The sequence below is a fragment of the Micromonospora sp. SH-82 genome, from assembly GCF_051132485.1.
Taxonomy (GTDB): domain Bacteria; phylum Actinomycetota; class Actinomycetes; order Mycobacteriales; family Micromonosporaceae; genus Micromonospora.
On record NZ_CP148049.1, the window covers coordinates 4,042,177 to 4,065,253 of the forward strand.

General features: G+C 72.6%; 19 protein-coding genes. 7 read left to right on the forward strand and 12 right to left on the reverse strand.

Annotated features, from left to right (window positions below):
- Positions 1 to 225 precede the first annotated feature (225 nt).
- On the forward strand, positions 226 to 1,224 hold the full coding sequence (locus WHN02_RS17985) for a hypothetical protein (RefSeq protein WP_434739893.1): 999 nt from the start codon (positions 226 to 228) through the stop codon (positions 1,222 to 1,224).
- A 207-nt stretch (positions 1,225 to 1,431) separates the two neighbouring features.
- Here the strand turns inward: WHN02_RS17985 and WHN02_RS17990 are convergent, their stop codons facing one another.
- Together WHN02_RS17990 and WHN02_RS17995 are read right to left on the reverse strand one after the other, a co-directional pair.
- Positions 1,432 to 3,510, reverse strand: coding sequence for a molybdopterin-containing oxidoreductase family protein (locus WHN02_RS17990; RefSeq protein WP_434739894.1), 2,079 nt, complete (start codon positions 3,508 to 3,510; stop codon positions 1,432 to 1,434).
- An 82-nt stretch (positions 3,511 to 3,592) separates the two neighbouring features.
- Positions 3,593 to 4,432, reverse strand: a complete 840-nt coding sequence (locus WHN02_RS17995) for a TetR family transcriptional regulator (RefSeq protein WP_434739895.1) — start codon at positions 4,430 to 4,432, stop codon at positions 3,593 to 3,595.
- A 107-nt stretch (positions 4,433 to 4,539) separates the two neighbouring features.
- On the opposite strand from WHN02_RS17995, the gene WHN02_RS18000 reads away from it, so the two are divergent.
- Entirely contained in the window at positions 4,540 to 5,484 is a 945-nt protein-coding gene (locus tag WHN02_RS18000) for an ABC transporter ATP-binding protein (protein WP_434739896.1), read from the forward strand.
- Positions 5,481 to 7,106 (forward strand): ABC transporter permease, encoded by a 1,626-nt coding sequence (locus tag WHN02_RS18005; protein WP_434739897.1) that lies wholly within the window; start codon positions 5,481 to 5,483, stop codon positions 7,104 to 7,106. The genes WHN02_RS18000 and WHN02_RS18005 overlap by 4 nt, the downstream gene beginning before the upstream one ends.
- 1 nt (position 7,107) lies before the next feature.
- Here the strand turns inward: WHN02_RS18005 and WHN02_RS18010 are convergent, their stop codons facing one another.
- The 4 genes from WHN02_RS18010 to WHN02_RS18025 form a co-directional block, all read right to left on the reverse strand.
- A complete protein-coding gene (locus WHN02_RS18010) occupies positions 7,108 to 7,929 on the reverse strand; it encodes an HD domain-containing protein (RefSeq protein ID WP_434739898.1) in 822 nt (273 codons plus the stop codon).
- Positions 7,930 to 7,994: 65 nt separating this feature from the next.
- Positions 7,995 to 8,525, reverse strand: a complete 531-nt coding sequence (locus tag WHN02_RS18015; protein ID WP_434739899.1) for a GerMN domain-containing protein — start codon at positions 8,523 to 8,525, stop codon at positions 7,995 to 7,997.
- 83 nt (positions 8,526 to 8,608) lie between these two features.
- Complete coding sequence (locus WHN02_RS18020; protein WP_434743992.1) at positions 8,609 to 9,964, reverse strand: sensor histidine kinase; 1,356 nt, start codon at positions 9,962 to 9,964, stop codon at positions 8,609 to 8,611.
- A 29-nt stretch (positions 9,965 to 9,993) separates the two neighbouring features.
- The gene (locus WHN02_RS18025) at positions 9,994 to 10,674 is read right to left on the reverse strand and encodes a response regulator transcription factor (protein WP_434739900.1); all 681 of its coding nucleotides are present in this window, start codon (positions 10,672 to 10,674) and stop codon (positions 9,994 to 9,996) included.
- Between the two features lie 161 nt (positions 10,675 to 10,835).
- Between WHN02_RS18025 and WHN02_RS18030 the strand changes: the two genes are divergently transcribed.
- Positions 10,836 to 11,240: an STAS domain-containing protein gene (locus WHN02_RS18030; RefSeq protein WP_434739901.1), complete on the forward strand. Its 405-nt coding sequence runs from the start codon at positions 10,836 to 10,838 to the stop codon at positions 11,238 to 11,240.
- Positions 11,241 to 11,361: 121 nt separating this feature from the next.
- On the forward strand, positions 11,362 to 11,958 hold the full coding sequence (locus WHN02_RS18035) for an STAS domain-containing protein (RefSeq protein ID WP_434739902.1): 597 nt from the start codon (positions 11,362 to 11,364) through the stop codon (positions 11,956 to 11,958).
- 179 nt (positions 11,959 to 12,137) lie between these two features.
- On the opposite strand, the gene WHN02_RS18040 is transcribed toward WHN02_RS18035, so the two are convergent.
- From WHN02_RS18040 to WHN02_RS18065, 6 genes are read right to left on the reverse strand one after another with little or no spacing between them, the layout of a single operon-like run.
- Positions 12,138 to 13,544, reverse strand: coding sequence for a pectate lyase family protein (locus tag WHN02_RS18040; protein WP_434739903.1), 1,407 nt, complete (start codon positions 13,542 to 13,544; stop codon positions 12,138 to 12,140).
- A 44-nt stretch (positions 13,545 to 13,588) separates the two neighbouring features.
- Positions 13,589 to 14,773 carry a Gfo/Idh/MocA family protein gene (locus WHN02_RS18045; RefSeq protein WP_434739904.1) on the reverse strand — a complete coding sequence of 395 codons (1,185 nt, stop codon included), beginning with the start codon at positions 14,771 to 14,773 and terminating at the stop codon, positions 13,589 to 13,591.
- Positions 14,770 to 16,257, reverse strand: coding sequence for a mannitol dehydrogenase family protein (locus WHN02_RS18050; protein ID WP_434739905.1), 1,488 nt, complete (start codon positions 16,255 to 16,257; stop codon positions 14,770 to 14,772). The genes WHN02_RS18045 and WHN02_RS18050 overlap by 4 nt, the downstream gene beginning before the upstream one ends.
- Positions 16,248 to 17,552 carry an enolase C-terminal domain-like protein gene (locus WHN02_RS18055; RefSeq protein ID WP_434739906.1) on the reverse strand — a complete coding sequence of 435 codons (1,305 nt, stop codon included), beginning with the start codon at positions 17,550 to 17,552 and terminating at the stop codon, positions 16,248 to 16,250. Before WHN02_RS18055 ends, WHN02_RS18050 begins: the two co-directional genes overlap by 10 nt.
- Entirely contained in the window at positions 17,549 to 18,979 is a 1,431-nt protein-coding gene (gene uxaC, locus WHN02_RS18060; RefSeq protein WP_434739907.1) for a glucuronate isomerase, read from the reverse strand. The genes WHN02_RS18055 and uxaC overlap by 4 nt, the downstream gene beginning before the upstream one ends.
- A 22-nt stretch (positions 18,980 to 19,001) precedes the next feature.
- Entirely contained in the window at positions 19,002 to 20,330 is a 1,329-nt protein-coding gene (locus WHN02_RS18065) for a Gfo/Idh/MocA family protein (RefSeq protein ID WP_434739908.1), read from the reverse strand.
- 239 nt (positions 20,331 to 20,569) lie between these two features.
- On the opposite strand from WHN02_RS18065, the gene WHN02_RS18070 reads away from it, so the two are divergent.
- Both WHN02_RS18070 and WHN02_RS18075 read left to right on the forward strand, forming a co-directional pair.
- Positions 20,570 to 21,706 (forward strand): LacI family DNA-binding transcriptional regulator, encoded by a 1,137-nt coding sequence (locus tag WHN02_RS18070; RefSeq protein WP_434739909.1) that lies wholly within the window; start codon positions 20,570 to 20,572, stop codon positions 21,704 to 21,706.
- A 6-nt stretch (positions 21,707 to 21,712) separates the two neighbouring features.
- Positions 21,713 to 23,059, forward strand: a complete 1,347-nt coding sequence (locus WHN02_RS18075; RefSeq protein ID WP_434739910.1) for an ABC transporter substrate-binding protein — start codon at positions 21,713 to 21,715, stop codon at positions 23,057 to 23,059.
- The last annotated feature ends 18 nt before the right edge of the window (positions 23,060 to 23,077 follow it).

Below are 23,077 nucleotides of genomic sequence, written 5' to 3' on the forward strand. Positions count from 1 at the left end.
TGGAAACAACTCGAAGCCCGCAGTTTCGGGCACGACAGGGTCGATCATGCTGCCGCCCCTGCTCCTACAGACGGCAGCCTCTCTGGGGGTTCACCTGCGGCGACAGGTTCACCGACCGCAGCCACCCGCACACCGGAGAGCCGACCCGGAGATCAGGTCGGGGTGGCAGAGCGGTGTGGGACGGCTATTTTGGATCTTCGTGTCCGGGGCCGGACTGGGAGAGCGATGGTCGACGACGTACGGGCAGGTCTGCCGCAGTGGCGTGGGTGGGTGGAGACCGACCTCGACGACCTACGCGCTGAAGTCACCGGGTGGGCGACGTCCACAGCGATGCGGGATCTGGTGGAGTGCTTCGGACAGAGGTGGCCGTCCGGGGACGGGGACGTCGACGTCGACCTGGTGCTGACCGGCCTGGAGGAGATCTCGGCTCGACACTGGGACTTCCGAGGTGGCCGGGAACGGGCTGGGGCCGTACCCGGGGAATTCTCCGAAGGGGTGACCGCCCGGGTGCGGGCGGCGGCCGACGCGCTCGGGTTGCGGGGCCGTAACCTTCCCGACGAGAGCGCCTACGACCACGTCCTGATCCACGGTGGGCTGCTGCGGAGTTGCCTGGCGCGGGCCGGTCACGCGGCCGAACTCCTCGACGGGACCGTCGAGGCCGGCGAGGTCTGCGGGCTGGGCAGCCTCCGCCCGACGACCGAGCCGGAACGGGCGATGGCGGCCGAGGCGGGGTTGGGGCAGCCGGCCGACGAGTTCGACGCCATGGACGCAGCCCTCCGGGCGGCCCTCCCCGGTGTCCTCGTCGACACCGACACCCCGACGACGGGAGCCGACCGGGCTTACGCCTCGCACCGGATCCGGGAGTACCGGACGTCGGGCGGTCCTCGGGTCCGGGTCCTGGCGGCACCCTCCTCCGACCCGGGGCGTCGGGCGAACACCGCCGACACCTGCACCTTCTGGGCGGACGCGGTGGGTCGACCCGCCCCGGGGCAGCGGGTCCTCCTGGTCACCACCGAACACTTCGTGCCCTTCCAGCACGCCGACGCGATCCGGGTCCTCGGGATCCCGTACGGCTGCGCGGTGGAGACCGTCGGCGTCGACCCGACCGCCGCTGTGCACGGCCGACCCGGTCAGCCCCTCACCACGGCCCAGTACCTTCAGGAGATCCGGTCGGCCATCCGATCCCTGCGCCTCCTGACCGCGACCCTTCGACCGACCCGCTGACCCGATCGACGAGTGTCGGGGTCGGCGGATCGGGCGCGGGACGATCCTCGGAGAACCCCGACCGGTGATCGAACCACGGGGGTGTCTTCCTCGTAGGGGCGGTCATGGTGAGTTGGCGGCCCGACAGGAGCGCCAGGTCTCCGAGCGCGGGTCCGACGGACACTCCTGACCGTCGAGGAGGAAGCCCGGCACCCGCCGGAGTCACAGTCACTCGGGGTCCTCGTCACCCGGTCGCGCCGGAGCCGTCGACACCTCGACCCGGGTGTCGTGGAAGGTGGGGGCACCCCCGAGGTCGGTGTCCCGGACAGCGGTCACCGAGTTGACGGTGTTCCCACCCGGGCTCAGCCGCGCCCAGTACGCCTTGTGGGTGAACGCCACCCCCGGTCGGGTCCGGTCGTCGACCACCACGTCGGCCAGGAAGGAACCCCTGTCGTTGTGCACCCGGACCGGTTCGCCGTCGGTGAGGCCCCGGGCTGCCGCGTCGTCGGGGTGCAGGTGCAGCCGGGGCGGGCCGACCCGGGCGGTGTGCCAGGGCTGCCCGGCGAAGGTCGAGTTGAGCAGGTAGCGGCTGGCCACCGAGAGCAGGACCAGGGGGAACCGGCGGGCGAGGACCGGGTCGGCGGCCTCGGCCGGTGGGGTGTAGCCGATCACCGGATCGACGCCGTACCGGACCAGCTCCGGGTCGACCAACCGGGCACGGCCGTCCTTGGTCGGGAAACCGCCGTCGGCGTACGGGGCGGCGCCGACCGGGACCCCGCTGCCCCGGACGTACGTGTGTTCCCGTAGGTCGTCGAGGGTGACCGGGGTGCCGTCGAGCAACTGTCGGACGAGGTCGGCGTCGGAGTCGCGCATCCGGGGGTGGTCGAGCCCGAGGGCGGCGGCGATCCGGCGGAAGATCTCCGCGTTGGGCAGCGCCTGGCCGGGAGCCTCCACAGCCGGGACGTTCAGGGTGGTGTAGTGGTGCCCGTAGGAGGAGTGCAGGTCGAGGTGCTCGGGCTGCATGGTGGCGGGCAGGACCACGTCGGCCCAGTCGCAGGTGTCGGTCCACCGCTGTTCCAGGACGGTGGTGAACAGGTCGTCCCGACCCAGACCCGCCCGCAGTCGTTGCTGGTCGGGGGCGGTGGCCGCCGGGTTGGCGTTGAACACCACGAGGGCGGTCACCGGGGGTTCGGCCTCACCGGTGAGGGCGGCGGCGATCCGGCTCATGTTGATCGTCCGGGCGGCCGGTGTCGGGAGGTCGGACGGGAACGCGACGGCGTCCTCGTCGATCGGGTGGTGCCCGGAGGTCATGCAGAGCGACCCGCCGCCCGGGTACCGGAAGTCCCCGGTGACCAGGGAGAGGGCGGCGACCGCCCGGATCGCCTGCCCGGCGCCGTGGTGGCGTTGCAGCCCCAGACCGATCCGGACGGCGGTGGGTCTGGTGGTGGCGATCCGGTCGCCGAGTCGGCGGACCACGTCGGGGGCGAGGCCGCACTCGGCGGCGGCCCGCTCCACCGGCCACTCGGCCAGCCGCGCCGCCGTCTGCGGCCACCCGACGGTGTGCGCCGCGAGCCAGGCCCCGTCGGTGGCGTCGACGTCGACAAGGTGCCGCATCAAGCCCAGGGCCAGGGCGGCGTCGGTGCCGGGCAGGGGCGCCAGGTGCTCGTCGCACCGGACTGCGGTGTCGGTACGCAGCGGGTCGATCGCCACCACGTACGCGCCGCGCTCCCGGGCCTGCTGCACGAACGGCCAGTGGTGCAGGTTGGTGGAGACCATGTTGGCCCCCCACAGCAGGATCAGCCTGGCCTCGACGATCGACTCGGGCTCGAACCCGACCCGGTCGCCCAGCAGTGACCTGAGGGCGGCGGAGGCGGCCCCGGTGCAGATGGTGGTCTGGAGGCGGGACGCCCCGAGGTGGGCGAAGAGCCGGGGACCCATGGTGGCCCCCTGGACGTGGCCCATGGTGCCGGCGAAGTAGTAGGGCAAGACCGTCTCGGCACCGAACCGGTCGATGGCCGCCCGCAGTCCGGCGGCGACCCGGTCGGTCGCCTCCTCCCAGCTCACCGCCGTGTACGCGGACCGGCCGACGCCCTTGGGGCCGACCCGGACCAGCGGGGTGGTGAGCCGGTCGGGTCCGTTGAGGACGTCCAGGTACCGGTTGACCTTCCCGCAGAGCGCGCCCCGGGTGAAGGGGTGCTCCCGGTCGCCGCGCAGTCCGACGGCCCGGCCGTCCTCCACCGTCAGCTGCCACGTGCAGGTGTCCGGGCAGTCCAGGGGGCAGGCGCCGAGGTGGGTGGTCCGGGGCATGTGCGGATCGTAGCGGCTCGTACGCGGACGGATCGCCCCCGATCTGTCGCACAACCGTCTCAGAAGTGTCGCAGAAGGTGTCTCACTCGGCGGCGGGGAGGTGGCGGTAGACGGTGGCCCGGGACACCCCGAGGTGGGTGGCGATGGCGTCCACCGAGTGGGTGCCGTCGGCGTACATCCGGCGGGCGCTGGTGACCTGTTCCGGGCTCATCGCCCGGGGGCGTCCGGTCCGTCGGGGGCCGCCCCGCCGCCCCGCCCCGTCCCCGACCGGAACCCGCCCCACCCCGCCCGGCCCGCCGACCCCGGCGGTCCCGTCCGGCCCGGCGGTCCCGTCCGGCCCGGTCCCGGCGGGTCCGGGAGGTGCCCCGGTGGCGGTCGGGGTGGAGTCGGCGAAGAGGCGGCGTGGACCGTCGAGCATGTCGGCCCGCAGCACCTCGTCCGGTACGTCGGTGAAGAACAGGACCGGGTCGCTGCACATCGCGATGGCCTGCACCGCCCGGACCTGGTCGCGGCGGCCGGCGTCGGGGCCGGCGACGAGTTCGTTGGCCCGCATCGCGATCCGCAGGAGACGGGCGAAGGTCGGACCGTGGGAGAACATGCTGATGTCGTGGAAGAGCATCCCCAGGGACCGGCGGTGGGCCAGGATCACGTCGATCCACCCCTCGACCACCACCCACCGGGCCCGCTCGGGCGGCTGGTGCTCGGCGGCGTCGAGCAGCCGCTCCAGGTCGCTCAGCAGCGGCTCGACCAGGTCGATCACCAGGTGTTCCTTGCTGGGGAAGTGGTACAGGATCGCCGCCTTGGTCAGCCGGAGCCGCTCGGCGATCTCCCGCAGCGAGGTGCGCTGGTAGCCCTTCTCGGCGAAGAGGTCCAGGGCGGCCCGCAGGATCCGGGTCCGGGTGTCGGGCGCTGCGTTGTCCACCCGCCGATCGTAGTCCGATCCCTGACCGGAAGTCGGTGTCGACTTGAATTGTCTGACCGGCGGTCAGTACGGTGGTGGGGTCCGCCGCACGACGACGGGGAGTTTCCATGAGTGTGATCTCAGTAAGCGGTCTGGTGAAGACCTTCGGTGCCACCCGGGCCCTCGACGGGCTCGACCTACAGGTCGAGGCGGGGGAGGTGCACGGGTTCCTCGGCCCCAACGGCGCCGGCAAGTCCACCACCATCCGGGTCCTGCTCGGGCTCCTGCGCCACGACACCGGCACCGTACGCCTGCTCGACGGCGACCCGTGGCGGGACGCGGTGACCCTGCACCGCCGGTTGGCCTACGTACCCGGCGACGTGAACCTGTGGCCGAACCTCACCGGCGGTGAGGCGATCGACCTGTTCGGCGCGCTCCGCGGCGGCCTGGACCGCAGCCGCCGCGACCACCTGCTGGACCGGTTCGCACTGGACCCCACCAAGAGGTGCCGGACCTACTCCAAGGGCAACCGGCAGAAGGTGGCCATCGTCGCCGCCTTCGCCTGCGACGTGGAGCTGCTGGTGCTCGACGAGCCGACCAGCGGGCTCGACCCGCTGATGGAGTCGGTGTTCCGGGACGAGGTCCAGAGGTTCAGTCGCGACGGCGGAACCGTCCTGCTCTCCAGCCACATCCTGGCCGAGGTGGAGGCGCTCTGCGAGCGGGTGAGCATCATCAGGGAGGGCCGCACCGTCGAGTCCGGCACCCTCGCCGAGCTGCGACACCTGACCCGTACCTCGGTGACCGTCGAGACCGACCGCCCGGTGACCGGGCTGGACCGGCTGACCGGCACGCACCCGGTCCAGGTCGGCGACCACCACGCCCACCTCGAGGTCGAGCCGCAGCACCTCGCCGACCTTCTCGCCCACCTGCTGCCCTTCGGGGTCCGGTCGCTGACCAGCACCCCGCCGACCCTGGAGGAGCTGTTCCTGCGCCACTACGGCGGACCCGGCCCCGACCCGGCGGCCCCCCGTACCCCGGTCGAGGCGGCGACGACGGGCCGGGAGGGACGATGAGCGCCCTGACCGGCACCGGCCGTCTGGTCCGGCTGGCGGTCCGCCGCGACCGGGTCAAGCTTCCTCTCTGGATCCTGGGCACCCCGATGCTCGCCGGTGGCCTGGCCGCCAGCGTCGCCGGTCTCTACCCCGGGGAGCGGGAACGGATCGGGTACGCCGCCACCGCCACCGCCAGTGTGGTGGCCCGCGCGTTCAACGGCCCCGTCCACGGCACCGGGGTCGGCGCGGTGGTGACAGCCGAGTCCTTCCTGACCCTGTCGATCCTGGCCGCCCTGCTCAGCTCCTTCGCCGTCGTCCGGCACACCCGACAGAACGAGGAGACCGGCCGGGCCGAACTGCTCGGCTCCGCCGTCCTCGGCCGGTACGCGCTGCTCACCGCCGCCCTGCTCGTCGTCCTCGGGGCGAACCTGCTGACCGCGGCGTTGACCGCCGGGGCGCTCGTGGCCGCCGGTCTGCCGGTGGCCGGGTCGGTCGCCGCCGCGGCGGCCGTCGGCGGGGTCGGGGTCTGCTTCGCCGCCGTCGCGGCGGTGACCGCGCAGTTCACCGACGCCTCCCGGGGGGCCAACGCCCTCGCCGCAGCGGCCCTCGGGGTGGCCTTCGTGCTGCGGGCCGCCGGGGACGTCCTCGGCCGGGTGAGCGCCGACGGGATGCAGCTGACCAGCGCCTGGCCGTCCTGGCTGTCCCCGCTGGGCTGGGGCACCCAGGTCCGCCCCTACGGGGACGTCCGCTGGTGGACGCTGCTGCTCCCGCTGGGGTTGCTGCTGGTGGCGGTCGCCCTCGCGTACCGGCTCACCGACCGGCGGGACCTCGGTGCCGGGCTGTTCGCCGCCCGGCCCGGTCCGGCGTCGGCGTCACCCCGGATGCTCAGCCCGTTCGGGCTGGCCTGGCGTCTGCAACGCGGCACCCTGATCGGCTGGACGGTGGGGGTCGCCCTGCTGGCGGTCGCGATGGGAGTGGTCGGCGACGAGATCGACGCCATGGTGGCGGACAACGACGCCGCCGCCGAGCTGGTCACCCGCTTCGGTGGCGGTCCGGCCCTGGTCGACGCGTACCTGTCGGCGATGGTGGGGATCTTCGCGCTGGTCGTCGGCGCGTACGTGGTGCAGGCGCTGCTGCGGGTCCGCACCGAGGAGACCGACGGCATCCTGGAGGCGGTCCTGGCCACCTCCGTCGACAGGCGTACCTGGCTCGGCGGGCACCTGCTCGCCACGGTGCTCGGCGTCACCGCGCTGATGCTGGTCGCCGGGGCCGGCACCGGATTCGGGTACGGTCTGGCCGCCGGTGACGTCGCGGGTCGGACCCTGGAGGTGACGGGTGCCGCACTGGTCCGGTTGCCCGCCCTGCTGGTCCTGGTCGGGGTGGTCCTGGCCCTGGTCGGACTGGCCCCCCGCTGGTCGGTCCCGCTGTCCTGGTCGGCGCTGCTGGTGTTCCTGCTGATCGGGCAGCTCGGGGCGGTGCTGGACCTGCCGCAGCCGGTGCTCGACCTGTCCCCGTTCACCCACGTGCCGGCGGCCCCCGCCGTGGACGTGACGGCAACGCCCCTGGTGGCGCTGACAGTGCTCGCGGTCCTGCTGGTCGGGGCCGGTCTGGTCGGCTACCGCCGTCGGGACCTGCACACCTGAGTCAACGCGGGCGTACGGGCTGGTCGAGGATCGCGCTGAACCGCTCCTCGGCCAGGTCGAGCTGGTCGAAGATGTGCTGCTTGACCGGGGCGGAGAGCGGGGTGTCCGGCCGGGCCACCAGTTCCCGCAGGATCGGCACCAGCGGGCGGTACTTCGCCGCCCACCCGGCGACCCGGGGACCCACCGCGTGGATCACCCCGACCCCGTTGTCGGTGAAGTCGGACACCTTGATCACCCGCGCCCACGGTTCGTCGTCCAGGCTCGTCGCGACGTGCTCGCGGTACTGGCTGTCGCGGTCGCGGTCCGGGTCGTACAACGGGTTGGTCACCGCCGCGACCAGCCGGGCGACCCGGGCCCCGAACCGCCCGGCCAACACCTCCAGGGCGGCGGCGCGGGCCTGGGCCTCGGCGGCGACCAGGGGATCGGCCGGAACCCCCGCGTCACCACCGGCCCCCACGGCGGCCGACCCGGTGCCCTCGGCCGCCGGGTCGGGACAGACCCGGTGGTCACCCGCCAGCTCCGCCGGATGGTCCTCCACCGCGTCGTGCAGCAGCCCGGCGACGATCACGTCGACGTCGCGGACCTGGTAGTGGTGCATCAGCCGGATGCTCACCCGCAACAGGTGGTTCAGGTACGGCTCGCGGACCCGCCGGTCGTCGCGGTGCAGGTCGGCCGCGAGATCCAACGCCTCGGTCAGCCGCCGACGGTCCGCCGCGTCGAACGCCTCGACCTCCAACCCGAACCTCGCCCGCAGGCCGGGCTCACCGTGGATCTCGGTGATCGCGTGCATCGGCATGGAGGCCAGATACGGCGGTAAGTCCATGCGTCACTTATAGCGGATCTTCCCCCGGCCCGGGGGGACCCGTCGGCCAACCGACGTCGGCGTACTCACCGCTGCACCGGATAGTCCGAGACGGTCAGCGGCCCGGTCGACAGGGACCCGTCGGCCCGGGGCACCCCCAGTCGGCGGCTGTCGTGCAGGAACGACACCAGGTCCACGTCGGTCCGGGCGGTGAGGGTGCAGACGATCTGCCCGAAGGCGAGCATCTCGTCGGTACGCCCGGTGCCGACCTGCCCGTTCGACACGTCCACCAGCGCCTCCCGGCCGGTCACCCGTACCCCGGTGATCCGACTCACCCCGACCAGCGCGGTGGTCAGACCGGCCTCCCGGTCGGTGCTCGTCGGACCGGCCTCCAACAGCCGTAGCTGCTCGTCCGGTGTCGCCGCGGCAGTCACCCGCCGGTCCACCCGGACCAGCGCGTCGTCGCGGACGAAGCAGAGCGCCACGGTGAGCTGACCGGACGGCTCGACCGCCGGGGTGGTCACCACCGGATGCGGGCCGCCCGGCGGTTCGATGGCCCGAGGGCTGTCCTCGGCGGAGACCCCGCACCCGGCGACCGCGCAGAGGACGACCGCCACCAATCGGACTCGGCGCTGCGGGACGAACCGACCGCCTCGGCGGCGAGGTGCCTGGCGCGGGCGGTCGACACCGCCGGGGGCGCTCACTGCGGGCCCGCCGGCAGGTGGATCCGGAACCGGGCCCCGCCGCCGGGCCGGTCGGTGACGTCGACCCGGCCGCCGTGGGCGGCGGCGTGCTGAGCGACGAGTGCCAGTCCCAGGCCGGTGCCGTCGCCGGCGCCCCGGACGTGGGCGGCCCGGCCCCGGACGAACCTGTCGAAGATCACCTCGCGGTCCTCCGCTCGGATGCCCGGCCCCTCGTCCTCGACCGTCAGCAGGTGCCCGTCCGGTTCGCTGCCGACCCGGACCTCACACGGCCCGCCGCCGTGCCGCAGGGCGTTCTCCACCAGGTTGGACAGCAGTTGGGTGACCCGGCGCCGGTCCACCTCCCAGACCCGTGCGGCACCCTCCTCGGCGACCACCAGGTCCGGGGAGACCTGGTGGGTCCGGCACACCTGCCGGGCCAGGTCCACCATGTCCACCGGGGAGCGTTCCGCCGGCTGGTCACTGCGGGCCAGCTCGATCAGGTCGTTGACCAGCGCCTGGAACCGGGCCACCTCGGCGTTGACCAGGTCCACCGCGACCGCCGTCCGCTGGTCGAGCCGGTCCCGGCGGCGGGCCAGGACACTCGCCGCCGCCTCCAGGGTCTGCAACGGCGAACGCAGCTCGTGACTGACGTCGGCGGCGAAGCGCCGGTCCCGCTGCATCCGGGCGGAGAGCTGGTCGACCATGTCGTTGAAGCTGGTGGTGAGCCGGGCCAGGTCCGGCTCGTCGGTCGGGTCGAGCCGAGCCGTCAGGTTACCGTCGGTGATCTCCTGGGCGGCGTCGGTGACGCGCCGCAGTGGTCGCAGCACGTACCCGGTGGCGTGCCGACCCAGCGAGGCGGCGGCGACGGCGGTGCTCAGCGCCACCAGGGTCAGCACGATCGCCAACACCCGCAGCGTGTTCTGCAACTCGACGAGGGAGTCCACCTCGTAGAAGGTGGTGCCGGGGGCGAGGGGGACCCCGACGACCAGAGCCGGCTGCCCACCGGCCCGGACCCGCTGCACCACCGGTTGACCGGACTGGGCGAGTTCCTGCAACGCCCCCGGGATCGAGTCGGTGATCCCGGCGTCCAGGTTGCGGGCGTACCACTCGCCGTCGAGGTGCAGCATCGCCCGCCGGTTCCCCCCGGTGTCCAGGGACCGGAGGATCTCCAGGATGTCCGGCCGGTCGGCCGCGAGACCCGCCTGGACCATCGTCGCGTCCAGGTACGCCGCCCGCACCGCCGTCCGCTCCCGCTCGGCCAGCAGCGAACTCCGGGTCACCTGGTAGCTGACCAGCGCGATCGCCGTCGACAAGGCCAGCGCCCCGGCGGTGAAACCGGCGGTCACCCGGGTACGCAGTCCGGCCCGGCGCATCGCCGCCCGACGGACCACGGCGCCCCGGCTCATCGCTGCAACTTGTAGCCGAGACCCCGGACGGTCAGCAGGTACCGGGGTCGGGCCGTGTCGTGCTCGATCTTCTGCCGCAGCCGCCCCACGTGGACGTCGACCAGCCGCTCGTCGCCGACGGTGTGGTCCCAGACCCGTTGCAGCAGCTGCTGGCGGGACAGGATCCGCCCCGGATGCTGGGCCAGTTCGCAGAGCAGCCGGAACTCGGTACGGGTCAGGGCCACCGGCTCCCCGTGCAGCCGTACCTCCCCACCGTCGGGGACGATCTCCAACGCGCCGAAGACCAGGGTGGTCATGGTGACCTCCGGGTCGAGGGTCCGGCCCCGGCGGCGCAGCGCCCGCAGCCTTGCCGACAGCTCCTTGATCGCCACCGGTTTGACCAGGTAGTCGTCGGCTCCGGCCTCCAACGCGGCGACGATGTCGTGGGTGTCGTCACGGGCGCTGACCACGACGATCGGCACCCCGTCGTGTCGGCGCAGCTGCCGGATGCACTCGAACCCGTCCACACCGGGCAGCATCAGGTCGACGAGCACGGTGTCCGCCGGGCGGCTGCGCTGTTCCACGAGCCCCTCCTCGGCGGTGGCGACCCCCCGTGCCTCGTACCCCTCGTCCTCCAGGGCGAGGACCAACGACAGGCGGATCCGGTCATCGTCCTCGATCACCAGCACTCCGGTCATGCAGGCCATCATCCAAGTTGCCGATGGCCAGGCCAAATCCACCCCCGTACCGTACGAATGGGGTGGTTGTCATGGAACCGTCACATTGTCGCGTGACCGTTGCCACATGCCTGCCGCAAGCTCGGCGCAGCCGACGAGGGAGTCCAACGTGGGAGGTGGCGATGAACGGCAGGGTGGAGACCAGCGCCCTCCGTCCGGCCCAGCCTCCCGCGACCGAGTTGGTGGAGGTGGCGCTCACCGAGCCACTGGACCGGGTCACGGTCGACGAACTCGGCGCCGTGCTCGACCGGGTGCTCGCCCTCCGACCGGCCCGACTGGTCATCGACCTGACCGACTGTGCCCACGTCGACGCGGCCGGGATCTCCCTGCTCCTCGACGCGCACCGGCGGATGTGGTCGCTCAGCGGTCGGCTGATCCTGCGTGGCCCGTCCCCACGGCTGCGCCGACTGTTCCACGTCGCCCGGGTGGACCAGGTCCTGCACGTCGTCGCGGCCCCACCGAGGGCCGGGACGCGCGCGGTCGCGGACCCCGGGGCGGCGGGTTCCCCCGCGGAGCGCCACGGTTGACGTCGACCGACGGTGCTGCGCGACACGTGTTCGTCGGGGGCGGTACCGACGCGGACCGCTCCCGCCCGGCATCGACAGTCCACCCCTGCCGGTGGACGCCAGGCATCACGGGAGGTGCCAGATGACCGTCGTCCCCGGCCTGCGGCCGGGCACCGTGCAGCTCATCTGTGACGGCTGCGGTGACACCCGGACCGAGTTCACCAGTCAACTGCGGGAGCCCGACCTGGTCTGGCCGGTGATCGCCGAGCACGCGTGGAGCGGCTCGGCGTTCGCCATCGGGCCGCACCGGTGCCCGCGCTGCCCCACCGGGCCGCTCGACGTACCCTCCGGTCTCGCGCCGCCCGAGCCCGGCACCACCGCCCGGGACGCCTGGCACGTGACGATCGACCGGCTGCCCGACGCGGTGATGGTCCGCCCCAGCGGCGACATCGACCTGGCGGTGGCCGAGCCGCTGCGTCGGGCGCTGGCCGAGGCGGTCACGATCGGCGCGCCGATCGTCCTCGACCTGTCCCACGTCGAGCTGATCGACTCCACCGGGCTCGGCATCCTGGTCCGGGCGCACAACGACGCCCGCCAGCACGGCCTCACGCTCTGCCTGGTCGCCCCGTCGCGTTTCGTGCTGACGGTGCTGCACACCATGCGGCTGGCCGGTGTCTTCCTCACCTTCGACGAGCGGCACCAGGCGTTGACCTGCCTGGCCGCCGCCCGCGCGGACTGACCCACGCACCGACGGCGGGACCGCACCGTCCCGCATCGGTGCGGTGGCGACCGGCGCCGCGACGTACCGCCCCACCCGGGAACGCACCGTCCCGGGTGTCCCGGCGCGTCGCCCGGCCCCCGGTGCGCCACGCACCCCCACCGTCACGGCGACGACGCGTCGTAGGCGTGGTCGGTGGTTCAGAACGGCAGCCTGTCCGCCCCGGCCAGCGCCGGAACGGTCAACGCCACCAGCGGGGCGGGCAGGACCGGCCCGGCGCGCAGCGTCGGAGTCCACCCGGCGTCCGGGTTCAGGTCCGGGTCGTTGCGATCGTTGTACGCCCCCACCAGGTCCACCGGCCGGGGCAGGGAGCCGCTCTCCCGGACCCAGTTGCCCCGGGTGGTGACGGCGGTACCGCCCCAGTCGTAGAGCAGGTCGGCGGCGGTGATCCCGGCGCCGAGGACGAAGTAGTTGTCCTGCGCGTACACCGCCGACTGCACGCCGACGCCGATCGCGTACTCGAAACCGTCACCGGAGAGCCGGTAGTGGTTGTTGTAGAGGTCGACCTGTCCGAACCGGACCCGGGGCAGCCGCTGGAACACCCCGTCGAAGACGTTGTGGTGCAACGTCACGTTCAACCGGCCGACGTCCGGGCCGACAGTGTTCGACGAGCCGATCAGCATGACCTTGTCCCGACCGACGAACCGGTTGTACGAGGCGGTCACCAGGCTGGCGGTGTGGGTGATGTCGAGCGACCCGTCGTGCACCTGATACGGCCGTCCGAAGTGGATCGGCTGACCGCTGTCGGGGTTGTCGCCGTCGGTGAAGGTGTTCCGGTCGATCCACACGTTCTCGCTACGGCGCACCGAGACCTGGTCGTACTGGGAGTTCCAGTTGCCGGCCTCGCCGTCGTTCGGGGACCAGGCGGGGAAGCAGTCCCGGGCGTCGTCGAAGGTGACGTTGCGGACGATGACGTTGTCAGCCGAGTCGATCATCAGGGTGAGCCCGGTGAGGGTCGCCCCCCGCAGGCCGACGATGGTGGTGTTCGGGCCGACGTTGATCTGGGTGTGCCTCGTCTGGTTGGTCACCGATCGGACCCGGGCCGCCTCCAGGGGGCCGCTGGGTGCCACCCGCCCCCACACCGCCGGATCGTACGCGGCCAGGTACCCGGCGAGGGTGTACCCCGGGTCGGCCAGGTCGGCGCAGTCGAGCAGCGTCCCGTCGGGGCCCTCGAATCCGTCGACAACCCCGTCGACGTAGATCAGCTTCGGGGTGTCGTTGGTGCGGTTGGTGGCGTTGTCACCCCCCAGGGCGGCGACGAGGTCGGCCCGGCTACGGACCACGTGCACCTGATCGGATGCGGCGGTCGAACCGCCGGTGGTGCCCGGTCCGGCGGCTGCCCAGCCGTCGGTGGCGGCGAGGGCCTGACGGCCGACGAGCCGGGCGGCGAGGGGCAGACCCCGTTCTGCCGGGGCGGTGGCCCGCAGGGCGGCGGTGGCCGCGTCCGGGGTGCCGTCGGCGGCCTGCGGTCGGGCGGCCGCAGCCGGTGCGGAAACGGACAGGAGAAGGACGGCGGCCACTGCCGCGCTGGTGATGGTTCGACGCATGGGCACTCTCCGAGCCGAGACGGACGAGGGGTGGTGGTCGGGGATCAACCGGGCGGGTGCTCCTCCTCTCCCTGGTCCAGGCGCACCACGTGCGGGGTGCCCGCCCACGGCACCGACAGCTCCGACAACAGCCGCCCGCCCTCGGCCGCCGCCCGCAACACCGCGTTGACCCCCCGGATGGTCACCACCCGTTCGGCGTCGACCCCGGTGACGACCAGCCGTCCCCCGTCGACGAGGGTCGGCTCCGGGGCGGCGGTGACCACCTCCAGCACCGTGGTGAACGGGGCGGTCCGCGCCAGCGGGGCGATCAGCGGGACCCGGGGGTCGGCGCGGTGGTCGAGCAGGTTCTCCAGCAGTCCCCGCCGACCCGGCACGGTGCGCGGGGCCGGGTCGCCGGGCAGCAGCAACTGGTCGGTCGGGTACTCCAGGACCGCCCGCCCGGCGGTCCCGGTGACGATCACCTCGCCCCGGACGAGGTCCTCCCCGGCCAACGTCACCGCCGCCACGATCGGCGGACCGACGGTCGGCACCACCCGGAGGGTGGCGGTGTCGTCCACCTCGATCGGGCGGACCCGGTAACGCTCCACCTCGATCCGGGCCGGGACGACCGGGCTCCCGGTGACCGCCTCGGCCACCGCCAGGCACTGCATCACCGCGTGGGCGAGAGGATTGGCCAGGGCGCCGTCGAGCACCGGTCGCCCGTCCAGGGTGCGCCGCCCGGCCCACGGGGCCCGGGCGTAGTAGCCGTCGGAACGCTGCCAGCAGGCCACCGTGGCGACGCCGGTGACGGTACCCACCCGGCCACCGGCCACCGCCTCGGTCAGCTCGGCCAGGGCGGCCGACCCCAGCGCCTGGAACCCCACCTGGCAGGCCCGGCCGGACCGCCGGACCGCCTCGGCCAGCACCCGGTGCTCGGCCAGCGAGAGCACCGGGGGCTTCTCCAACAGCAGGTCGGCGCCGGTGGCCAGCACGTCCAGGGCGATCGGCAGATGGGTGTGCGGCGGGGTGCAGACCACCACCACGTCCGGGCGCACCCGGTCCAGCATCTCCCGGTGGTCGGTGGTGGTCAGGGCGTCGTCGGGCACCGCGGCGTCCGGCTCGTCCTCGATCGGGTGCAGGTCCACCAGGCCCACCAACCGGACCCGGCCCTCGGCCTGCAACCCGGCCACGACCCGCCGGTGCCACCGGCCGTGCCCGTTCGCCCCGACCAACGCCACCCGGACCGTCACGTCGTACCCGCCACTGTCGCGGCGACGCCGTGCCGGCCCAGGGCGGTCAGCCAGTCGGTGACGTCGGCCCGGAACTCGTCGTCGGCGGCCACCTCGGCCGGGAAGACCTCGTCGAGGGCGAACACCGCGTCCACGGTGGCCGCAGGCGTGCCGGCCCCGCCCAGGGCGGCCCGGATCCGGTCGGCGAGCGGGTCGTCCAGCGGCAGGGCCGTACCGTCGTCGGCCTGACCGGCGGCGAACCGCAGCCAGGCCGCCACGACCAGCGCCGTCAACCGCGCCGACCGGCCTGCGGCCCGCAGGTCCACCACCGTGTGCAGGATCCGCTGCGGCAGCTTCTGCGAGCCGTCCATGGCGACCTGGAGCGTCCGGTGCCGGATCGCCGGGTTGGCGAACCGGGAGAGCACCTCGTCGCCGTACCCGGCGACCGAGACCCCGTCCGGCGGGGTGAAGCTGACCGCGATCTCCTCGGCGACCAGCCGCCGCAGCACCGTCGTCAGGTGCGGCATCGCCAGCGCGTCGGCGATGGTGGCGTACCCGGCCAGCGCACCGAGGTAGGCGATGGCCGAGTGCACCCCGTTGAGGGACCGCAGCTTCAACCGTTCCCACGCCCCGGCGTCGGTGGTGAGCACCGCCCCGGCCCGCTCCCAGGCCGGTCTTCCGCCGGGGAAGTCGTCCTCGACCACCCACTGGCGGTACGGCTCGGCGCAGACCGCCGCCAGGTCCCCGACCCCGAGGGTCCGCTGCGCGGTGGCCAGGGTCTCCGGGGTGCTCGCCGGCACGATCCGGTCGACCATCGTGCCGGGGAAGGTGACACCCGTCGACACCCAGTCCAGGACGTCGTCGGGCATCCGGGCCTGCCGCAGCGCCTGCTCCACGAGGCCCCGCAACCGGGCCCCGTTGGCCGGCAGGTTGTCGCAGCTGACCAGTGCCACCGGACCGGCGTCGGCCTTCGCCCGGGCGGCCAGCCCGCGCAGGAGCAGCCCCGGGACGGTCCGGGGTGGCCGGTCGGTGGACAGGTCGGCGGCGACCTCCGGGTCGGCCCGCAGCCTCCCGGTCACCGGGTCGAGTTGGTACGCCTTCTCGGTCACGGTCAGGGTGACCACCCGTACGGCCGGGTCGGCGAGCAGGTCCACCACCGCCTGCGGGTCACCGGCGGCGTGCCGTACCCCGGCCAGCGCCCCGACCACCCGGGTGGTGCTGCCCTCCCCGGAGAGGGTGGTCACACTGAACAGGCAGTCCTGCTCGGCGAGGGGGTCGATGACGCTGCGGCTGCGCGGGGCGACCCCGACGATGCCCCAGTCCCCACCGGCGACCCCGATCGCCTCCTCGGTGTAGACCGCCTGGTGGGCCCGGTGGAACGCGCCGAGCCCGAGGTGGACGATGCCGACCCCGACGGAGCCCGGACGGACCAGCGGTCGGCTCTCCTCCGGCACCCGGTGCAGCGTGTCCAGGCCGAGACGGGACACTCCGACGTTCACCGCCATACCGGGCCGTCCGGGAACCGGTACTGCGCGATCGACTCCGGCTTCATCGTGGTGCTGTAACCGGGTCGGGTGGGGACCAGGTACCGCCCGCCCCGGGTCCGGACCGGGTCGACGAAGTGCTCGTGGAGGTGGTCGACGTACTCGACCATCCGGCCGTCCAGGCTGGTGCCCACCCGCAGGTAGTCGAAGATCGCCAGGTGCTGGACGTACTCGCAGAGCCCGACGCCGCCGGAGTGCGGGCAGATCGGCACCCCGAACTTGGCCGCCATCACGATCTCCGACAGCACCTCGTTGACCCCGCCGACCCGGCAGGCGTCGATCTGCATCACCCCGATCGCCTCGGCCTGGAGCAGCTGCTTGAAGATGACCCGGTTGGCCGCCACCTCACCGGTGGCCACCCGGCACCGTCCCCCGGTCAGCTCGGTGACCGCGCGGGCGATGCGGGCGTGCCCGAGGATGTCGTCGGCGTGCGTCGGCTCCTCGATCCAGTACGGGTCCGCCTCGGCCAGGGCCGCCATGTTCGAGATCGCCTCGTCGACGTCCCACACCTGGTTGGCGTCCATCATCAGCAGAGCGTCCGGGCCGATCTCGTCCCGGATGATCCGGGCCCGGCGTACGTCGTCGTCGAGCGGGCCGCCGACCTTCATCTTCATCGCCCGCCACCCCTGGGCGTACGCCTCGCGGGTCAACGCCCGGACCTTGTCGTCGGGGTAGCCGAGCCACCCCACCGAGGTGGTGTACGACGGGAACCCGTCGCGTTCCAGCAGGGCCAGCCGGTCGGCCAGCCCGTCACGGCCCTTGTCCAGGATCGCGGCGGCCTCGTCGGGGGTGAGGGCGTCGGTGATGTGGTGGAAGTCGATGCTGGCGACCAGCTCCTGGGTGGGGGCCTCGGCGAGGAACCGCCACATCGGCTTGTCGGCCAACTTGGCCCGCAGGTCCCACACGGCGTTGACGATCGCCCCGGTGGCCATGTGGATGACCCCCTTCTCCGGGCCCAGCCAGCGCAGCTGCACGTCCGCGCTGAGCGACCGCCAGAACGCCACCGGCTCGGCGGCGATCTCCTCGACGGTGCGGCCCCGGACATGGTGGGCCAGCGCCTCGACGGCGGCGCAGGTGATCTCGTTGCCCCGGCCGTTGGTGAAGGTGAATCCGGCCCCGGTCGGCCCGGCGTCGGTGGTCAGCTCCACGTAGGTCGCCGAGTAGTCGCCCTTGTTGATGGCGTCGGAGCCGTCGCCGGCCGCCGCGGTGGGGAACCGGACGTCGTGGACGTCGACGGAGGTGATGGTGACGGTCACAGGGGGGACTCTCCGATCTTGAAGACCTTCCGGGGCAGCCGGTACGCCAGGTCGACGATGGTCTCGGCCGCCTCGTCCTCGCCGAGACGGTGCTCGGCGACGAGCCGGGCGAGGAACCCCGCGTCGACGCGGCGGGCCACGTCGTGGCGGACCGGGATGGAGCAGAACGCGCGGGTGTCGTCGACGAACCCGGCGGTGTTGTAGAACCCGGCGGTCTCGGTGACCGACTCCCGGAACCGGCGCAGCACCTCCGGGGAGTCCAGGAACCACCAGGGCGCGCCGAGGTAGAGCGCGGCGTACCCGCCGGCCAGGGGAGCGAGTTCCCGGGTGAAGGTGTACTCGTCGAGGGTGTAGACCACCACCCGGAGCCGGGGGTCGTTGCCGTGGGCGTCCAGCAGCGGGGTGAGCGCGTGCAGGTACTCGGTGGCCTGCGGGATGTCCCCGCCGACGTCCCGGCCGTGGCGGGCGTACAGCCAACGGTTGTGGTTACGGACCGAACCGGGGTGCAGCTGCATCACCAGCCCGTCGTCGAGCGACATCCGGGCGAACTCCACGAGCATGTGCGCCCGGAACGCCTCGGCGTCGGCGGCGTCGGCCTCGCCCCGGCGACCCCTGTCGTACAGCTGCGTCGCCTCGGCCTCGCTCAGGGCCAGCGTACGGGCGGTCGGGTGGCCGTGGTCGGAGGAGGTGGCCCCGGCGGCCACGAACGCCTCCCGGCGTCGGCGCAGCGCCAGCAGGTACCCCTGGTACGTGCCGGTGTCCTCGCCGGAGACCTCGGCGAGCCGGTCCACGTTGGCAGCCCACCCGTCGAACTCCATGTCGACCACGTTGTCCGGCCGGAAGGTGGTGATCACCCGTCCGCCCGGCCCGCCCCAGCCGTCGGCGGCGAGCTTGGCGTGCCGGCCCAGGTCGTCGAGGGGCGACTCGGTGGTGGCCAGCACCTCGATGCCGAAGCGCTCGAACAGCGCCCGGGGGCGGAACTCCGGCTCACCCAGGCGGGCGGCGAGGGCGTCGTACACCTCGTCGGCGGTGGCCGGGGAGAGCGGGGTGTGCACCCCGAAGACGTCCCGGAAGGTCTGCTCCAGCCACAGCCGGGAGGGGGTGCCCCGGAACAGGTGCCAGTGCTGGGCGAAGAGTCGCCAGATCGTCCGGCCGTCGGTCTCCACCGGGCTGCCGTCCACGGTCGGCACGCCGAGGCGCGACGGGGGCACGCCCTGGCTGAGCAGCATCCGGGTGAGGTAGTGGTCGGGGACGATGAGCAGCTGAGCCGGGTCCGGGAACGGCTGGTCCTCGGCCAGCAGGGCCGGGTCGACGTGGCCGTGCGGGGAGATGATCGGCTGCTCGGCCGCGAGCGCGTGCAGCCGCCGGGCCAGCGTACGGAGGCCGGGGTCGGCGGGGAGCAGCAGATCTGATCGGGGGTCGGGCACGGGTGAGGCTCCTTGACGTCAATCAGTGGAGGGTGAGCAGGTCGGCGACCCGGACGGCCTGACCGGTCTCGAAGGACCGGTTGGCGGCCAGGCCGGTGAGCAGGGCGAGGGCGCCGTCGCGGGCGGTGGCGGCCCGGCCCAGCGGGTCGGTCTCCCCACCGAAGAGCACCGCCGTCATCCGGGCGTCGGCACCGCCGTGTCCCTCCCGGGTGTAGCCGGCGACCTCGATCGACCGAGGTGGTTCCCAGTACGGGCGCAGGGTCAACGACGCCGACCCGCCCTCGGCGGCGGCCTCGTTGCCGTGCAGGGCGGCGCCCTTGAGCGCCCCGGCGGCGGCGGGGCTGACGAACTCGCTCTCCACCACCTCCAGCTCCAGTCGGCCCCGGCTGCCGTTGACCATGACCCGGTAGCCCTCCCAGGGGGCGTACGCGGTCAGGTGGTAGGTCATGGTGGCGCCGGTGGAGTACGTGGCCAGCACCGCCATGTCGTCCTCGATGGTCACCCCGGGGGCGAAGACGTTGCGGTCGCGGTGGTAGCCGTCCTCGCCCTCGGCGTCGAGGTAGAGCTCGCGCAGCCGGGGGTGGTCGGTCATCCGCAGGGCGAACGGGTCGTCGGTGGCGGCGGGGGAGCCGTGGACCCGCTCGTAGTCGCGGGCGTAGCCGTGGCGTCGACCGTGGTCGCCGTAGAAGAACAGCCGGCCCGACGCGTACACCTGGACCGGGGTGGCTGCCAGCCACCAGTTGACCAGGTCGAAGTGGTGGCTGGCCTTGTGGACCATCAGCCCGCCGGAGTTGGCCTTCTCCCGGTGCCAGCGCCGGAAGTAGTCAGCGCCGTGTCGGATGTCGAGCAGCCACTCGAAGTGCACCGAGCCGACCTCGCCGACCGCGCCGTCGGCGATCAGCCGGCGGACCTGCTCGTGCAAAGGGTTGTACCGGTAGTTGAAGGCCACCGACACCTTCCGGCCGGTCTCCGCGACCGCGTCCAGGATCCGCTGGCAGCGGGGGGCGTCGACGGTCATCGGCTTCTCGGTGACCACGTCGCACCCGGCGTGCAGGGCGGCGGTGATGTACTCGTCGTGGGTGACGTCGGTGGTGGTCACCAGCACCACGTCGACCCGTTCCCGCTGCAGCATGGCGGCGAAGTCGGCGGCGGGGTACGTGGGCACGGCCGGATGGCCCAGCTCGCCGAGCCACCGGTTGTGCGCGTCCATCCTCGCCTGGTTGACGTCGGCGAACGCGACCAGCTCCGTGGTGGCGGCGTGCGTGCCGACCAGGGCTCGGACGAACATCTCGGCGCGGGCACCGGTGCCGATCACCGCGTACCGCGCCCGCCCCTGGTTGATCGTTGACATCCCGACGGCCTCCCAGTGGTCTTGCAAAGGTTTGCAGTGAAGTAACCATGTTCGATTGGTTGGAGTCAACGATGTTGCCGAATCCTGCAACCTTTGCCCGCTTTTAGTGGCTTAAGTGGTCATGGTGGGAGCGTCACCGAAACCTATCTGTAACCATCCACCGTTGACACTGGAGCAACCGTTTGCATTAATTGGCGGCACTTGAGTGACCGCAACCACACCGGACGGAAGGAGTCGTCGTGCCAGTCACCATCCGCGACGTCGCACGCGCCTCCGGTGTCCACATCTCCACTGTGTCCCGGACCTTCTCCGCACCGCACCTGGTCAACCCGGAGACCAGGGTCCGGGTGCTGGCCTGCGCGGAGGACCTGGGATACCGACCCAACCGAGCGGCCCGCGCCCTGATCACCGGGCGGACCCACAACATCGGGCTGATCATCGCCGACATCGCCAACCCCTTCTTCCCACCCTTGATCAAGGCGGCCGAGAGTCAGGCGCGAAGCCGTGACTACCACGTCTTCGTCGCCGACACCAACGAGGACCCGTCGGCCGAGGAGGAGTTGGTCCACGCCCTGGCCAAGCAGGTCGACGGCGTGCTGCTGTGCAGCCCCCGGATGAGCAACAGCCTCATCGAGCAACTCAGCCGAGAGGTGCCCCTGGTGGTGATAAACCGCCAGGTCGCCGGCCTGCCCTGCGTGATGATGGATGTGGGGCAGGGTGCCCGGTCGGCAGTGGAGCACCTGGTCGGCCTCGGTCACCGGCGGATCGGCCTGCTCGGCGGGCCCCGGGGGTCCTGGACCAACCGGGAGATCCGCCGTACCGCCGGGGCGGCGGCCCGCTCCGGCGGCGCGGAACTGACCCTGCTCGGCCCCAACCCGCCCACCGTCGCCGGTGGCGGCGCCCAGGCCGAGAACGTCCACCGCACCGGCGTCACCGCCGTGCTCGCCTACAACGACCTGATGGCGATCGGGCTCATCGAGGGGCTCGACGCCCTCGGGGTCCGGGTCCCGCAGGACGTCAGCGTCGTCGGCATCGACGACATCGCCCTCAGCCGGCTCACCCGGCCCAAGTTGACGACGGTGGCCACCCCGACGGGAGCCGCCGGCCGGTCGGCCGTCGACATGTTGCTGCAACAGGACCCCGAGGCCCCGAGACGGGGCAACGGACGGAGTACGGCAACCGGCGACCGACGTACCACCGCCCAGTTAATGCTCCAGACCGAATTGGTCATCCGCGACTCGACCGGGCCGGCACTGCGGTCCGGCCGCCCCCGATCCGGTGCCGCGACCGACGGCCCGGGCCCGCATGGCCCTGCGGACCCGGGCTGCCCGGCCGCGACCCCCGGTGAGGTAGTCGCCTCCTCAGCCAAGGAGTGAGCGCTCATGCACCCCGCAACGTCCCCCACCTCCGGTGTCTCCGCCGAGCAGGCACACCGTACCCCCCTTCCCCGACGTCGACTCCTGCGCCGCTTCGTCGCCGCCGCGGTGGCCGTGCCGCTGCTGCTCGGCGGTGCGGTCGCCTGCGGCAGCGACGACGAGGCCGGCTCCGACGGCAAGGTCGAACTCTCCATCTTCTGGTGGGGTGGCGACGCCCGTAACCAGCTCACCCAGGAGGCCCTGAAGCTCTACACCGCGAAGAACCCGGACGTCACCTTCAAGACGACCTGGCAGGCCAACCAGGGCTACTTCGACAAGCTGGCCACCCTGACCGCCGGGGGCAACCCGCCGGACATCTTCCAGATCGACGACAACTTCCTCGCCGAGTACGCCTCCCGCAACACCACCCTCGACCTCAACGAGTACAAGGACGGCGGCAAGCTCGACGTCTCCAAGTTCCCGGAGAGCCTCTGGCAGTACGGCGTCGTCGACGGCAAGCTCGCCGGTCTCGCGGCCGGGGAGAACACCCAGGGGCTGGTCTACAACAAGACCCTGCTGACCGAGAACGGTCTGCCCGAGCCGACCACCGGGCAGAGCTGGGAGGAGCACGTCGCCTGGGCCGAGCAGGTCAGCAAGAAGACCAAGGTCCCCGGCACCATGGACCCCAGCGCCGACTACAAGGCGTTCTGGGTGTGGCTGCGTCAGCAGGGCAAGGACCTGTACTCCGGCAACGACCTCGGCTTCACCGCCGAGGACGTCACCAAGTGGTTCGAGCTGTGGAAGGGCGCCCGGGACCGTGGGGCCACCCCGACCGCCGACGTGATCCACGAGGGCAACGCCACCGACATCACCAAGCAGCTCGTGGTCACCGGCAAGGCCGGCACCTCCTGGGTCTGGGTCAACCAGATGCCGGAGCTGAAGAAGAACACCAACGACGAGCTCGGGGTGGTCGCCTACCCCGGTGACCCGAGCGCGCAGTGGGCCCGGGCCTCGATGTACTGGTCGGTCTTCCGGGGCAGCAAGCACAAGGACGCGGCTGTGGACGTGCTGAACTTCCTGGTCAACGACCCGGAGGCGGTCAAGCTCCTGGGCACCGACCGGGGCCTGCCGTCCAACCTGGACCTTCGTCAGGCGGTCAGCGCGGAGATCGACGACCCGGCGATGAAGCAGTCCATCGAGGTGGAGACCAAGCTCGCCGAGACCTTCGGCGCCTCCCCGCAGGTGCCGATCAAGGGCCACAGCAAGGTACGCGCCGAACTGATCAAGGCCGCCGAGGAGGCCCAGTACGGCCGACTCACCCCGGCCCAGGCGGCCGAGCAGTTCGTCACCGCCTGCAAGTCCGCGATCGCCTGACCTGAGTTCGGAGAGGAG

Excerpts from the sequence above, each read along its gene's own strand:
- WHN02_RS18075 (WP_434739910.1), top strand. The coding sequence starts at position 21,713 with ATGCACCCCGCAACGTCCCCCACCTCCGGTGTCTCCGCCGAGCAGGCA.
- WHN02_RS17990 (WP_434739894.1), bottom strand. The coding sequence starts at position 3,510 with ATGCCCCGGACCACCCACCTCGGCGCCTGCCCCCTGGACTGCCCGGAC.
- WHN02_RS18030 (WP_434739901.1), top strand. The coding sequence starts at position 10,836 with ATGAACGGCAGGGTGGAGACCAGCGCCCTCCGTCCGGCCCAGCCTCCC.
- WHN02_RS18000 (WP_434739896.1), top strand. The coding sequence starts at position 4,540 with ATGAGTGTGATCTCAGTAAGCGGTCTGGTGAAGACCTTCGGTGCCACC.
- WHN02_RS18025 (WP_434739900.1), bottom strand. The coding sequence starts at position 10,674 with ATGACCGGAGTGCTGGTGATCGAGGACGATGACCGGATCCGCCTGTCG.
- WHN02_RS18010 (WP_434739898.1), bottom strand. The coding sequence starts at position 7,929 with ATGGACTTACCGCCGTATCTGGCCTCCATGCCGATGCACGCGATCACC.
- WHN02_RS17985 (WP_434739893.1), top strand. The coding sequence starts at position 226 with ATGGTCGACGACGTACGGGCAGGTCTGCCGCAGTGGCGTGGGTGGGTG.
- WHN02_RS18065 (WP_434739908.1), bottom strand. The coding sequence starts at position 20,330 with ATGTCAACGATCAACCAGGGGCGGGCGCGGTACGCGGTGATCGGCACC.
- WHN02_RS18035 (WP_434739902.1), top strand. The coding sequence starts at position 11,362 with ATGACCGTCGTCCCCGGCCTGCGGCCGGGCACCGTGCAGCTCATCTGT.
- WHN02_RS18050 (WP_434739905.1), bottom strand. The coding sequence starts at position 16,257 with ATGGCGGTGAACGTCGGAGTGTCCCGTCTCGGCCTGGACACGCTGCAC.
- WHN02_RS18020 (WP_434743992.1), bottom strand. The coding sequence starts at position 9,964 with ATGCGCCGGGCCGGACTGCGTACCCGGGTGACCGCCGGTTTCACCGCC.
- WHN02_RS18040 (WP_434739903.1), bottom strand. The coding sequence starts at position 13,544 with ATGCGTCGAACCATCACCAGCGCGGCAGTGGCCGCCGTCCTTCTCCTG.
- WHN02_RS18005 (WP_434739897.1), top strand. The coding sequence starts at position 5,481 with ATGAGCGCCCTGACCGGCACCGGCCGTCTGGTCCGGCTGGCGGTCCGC.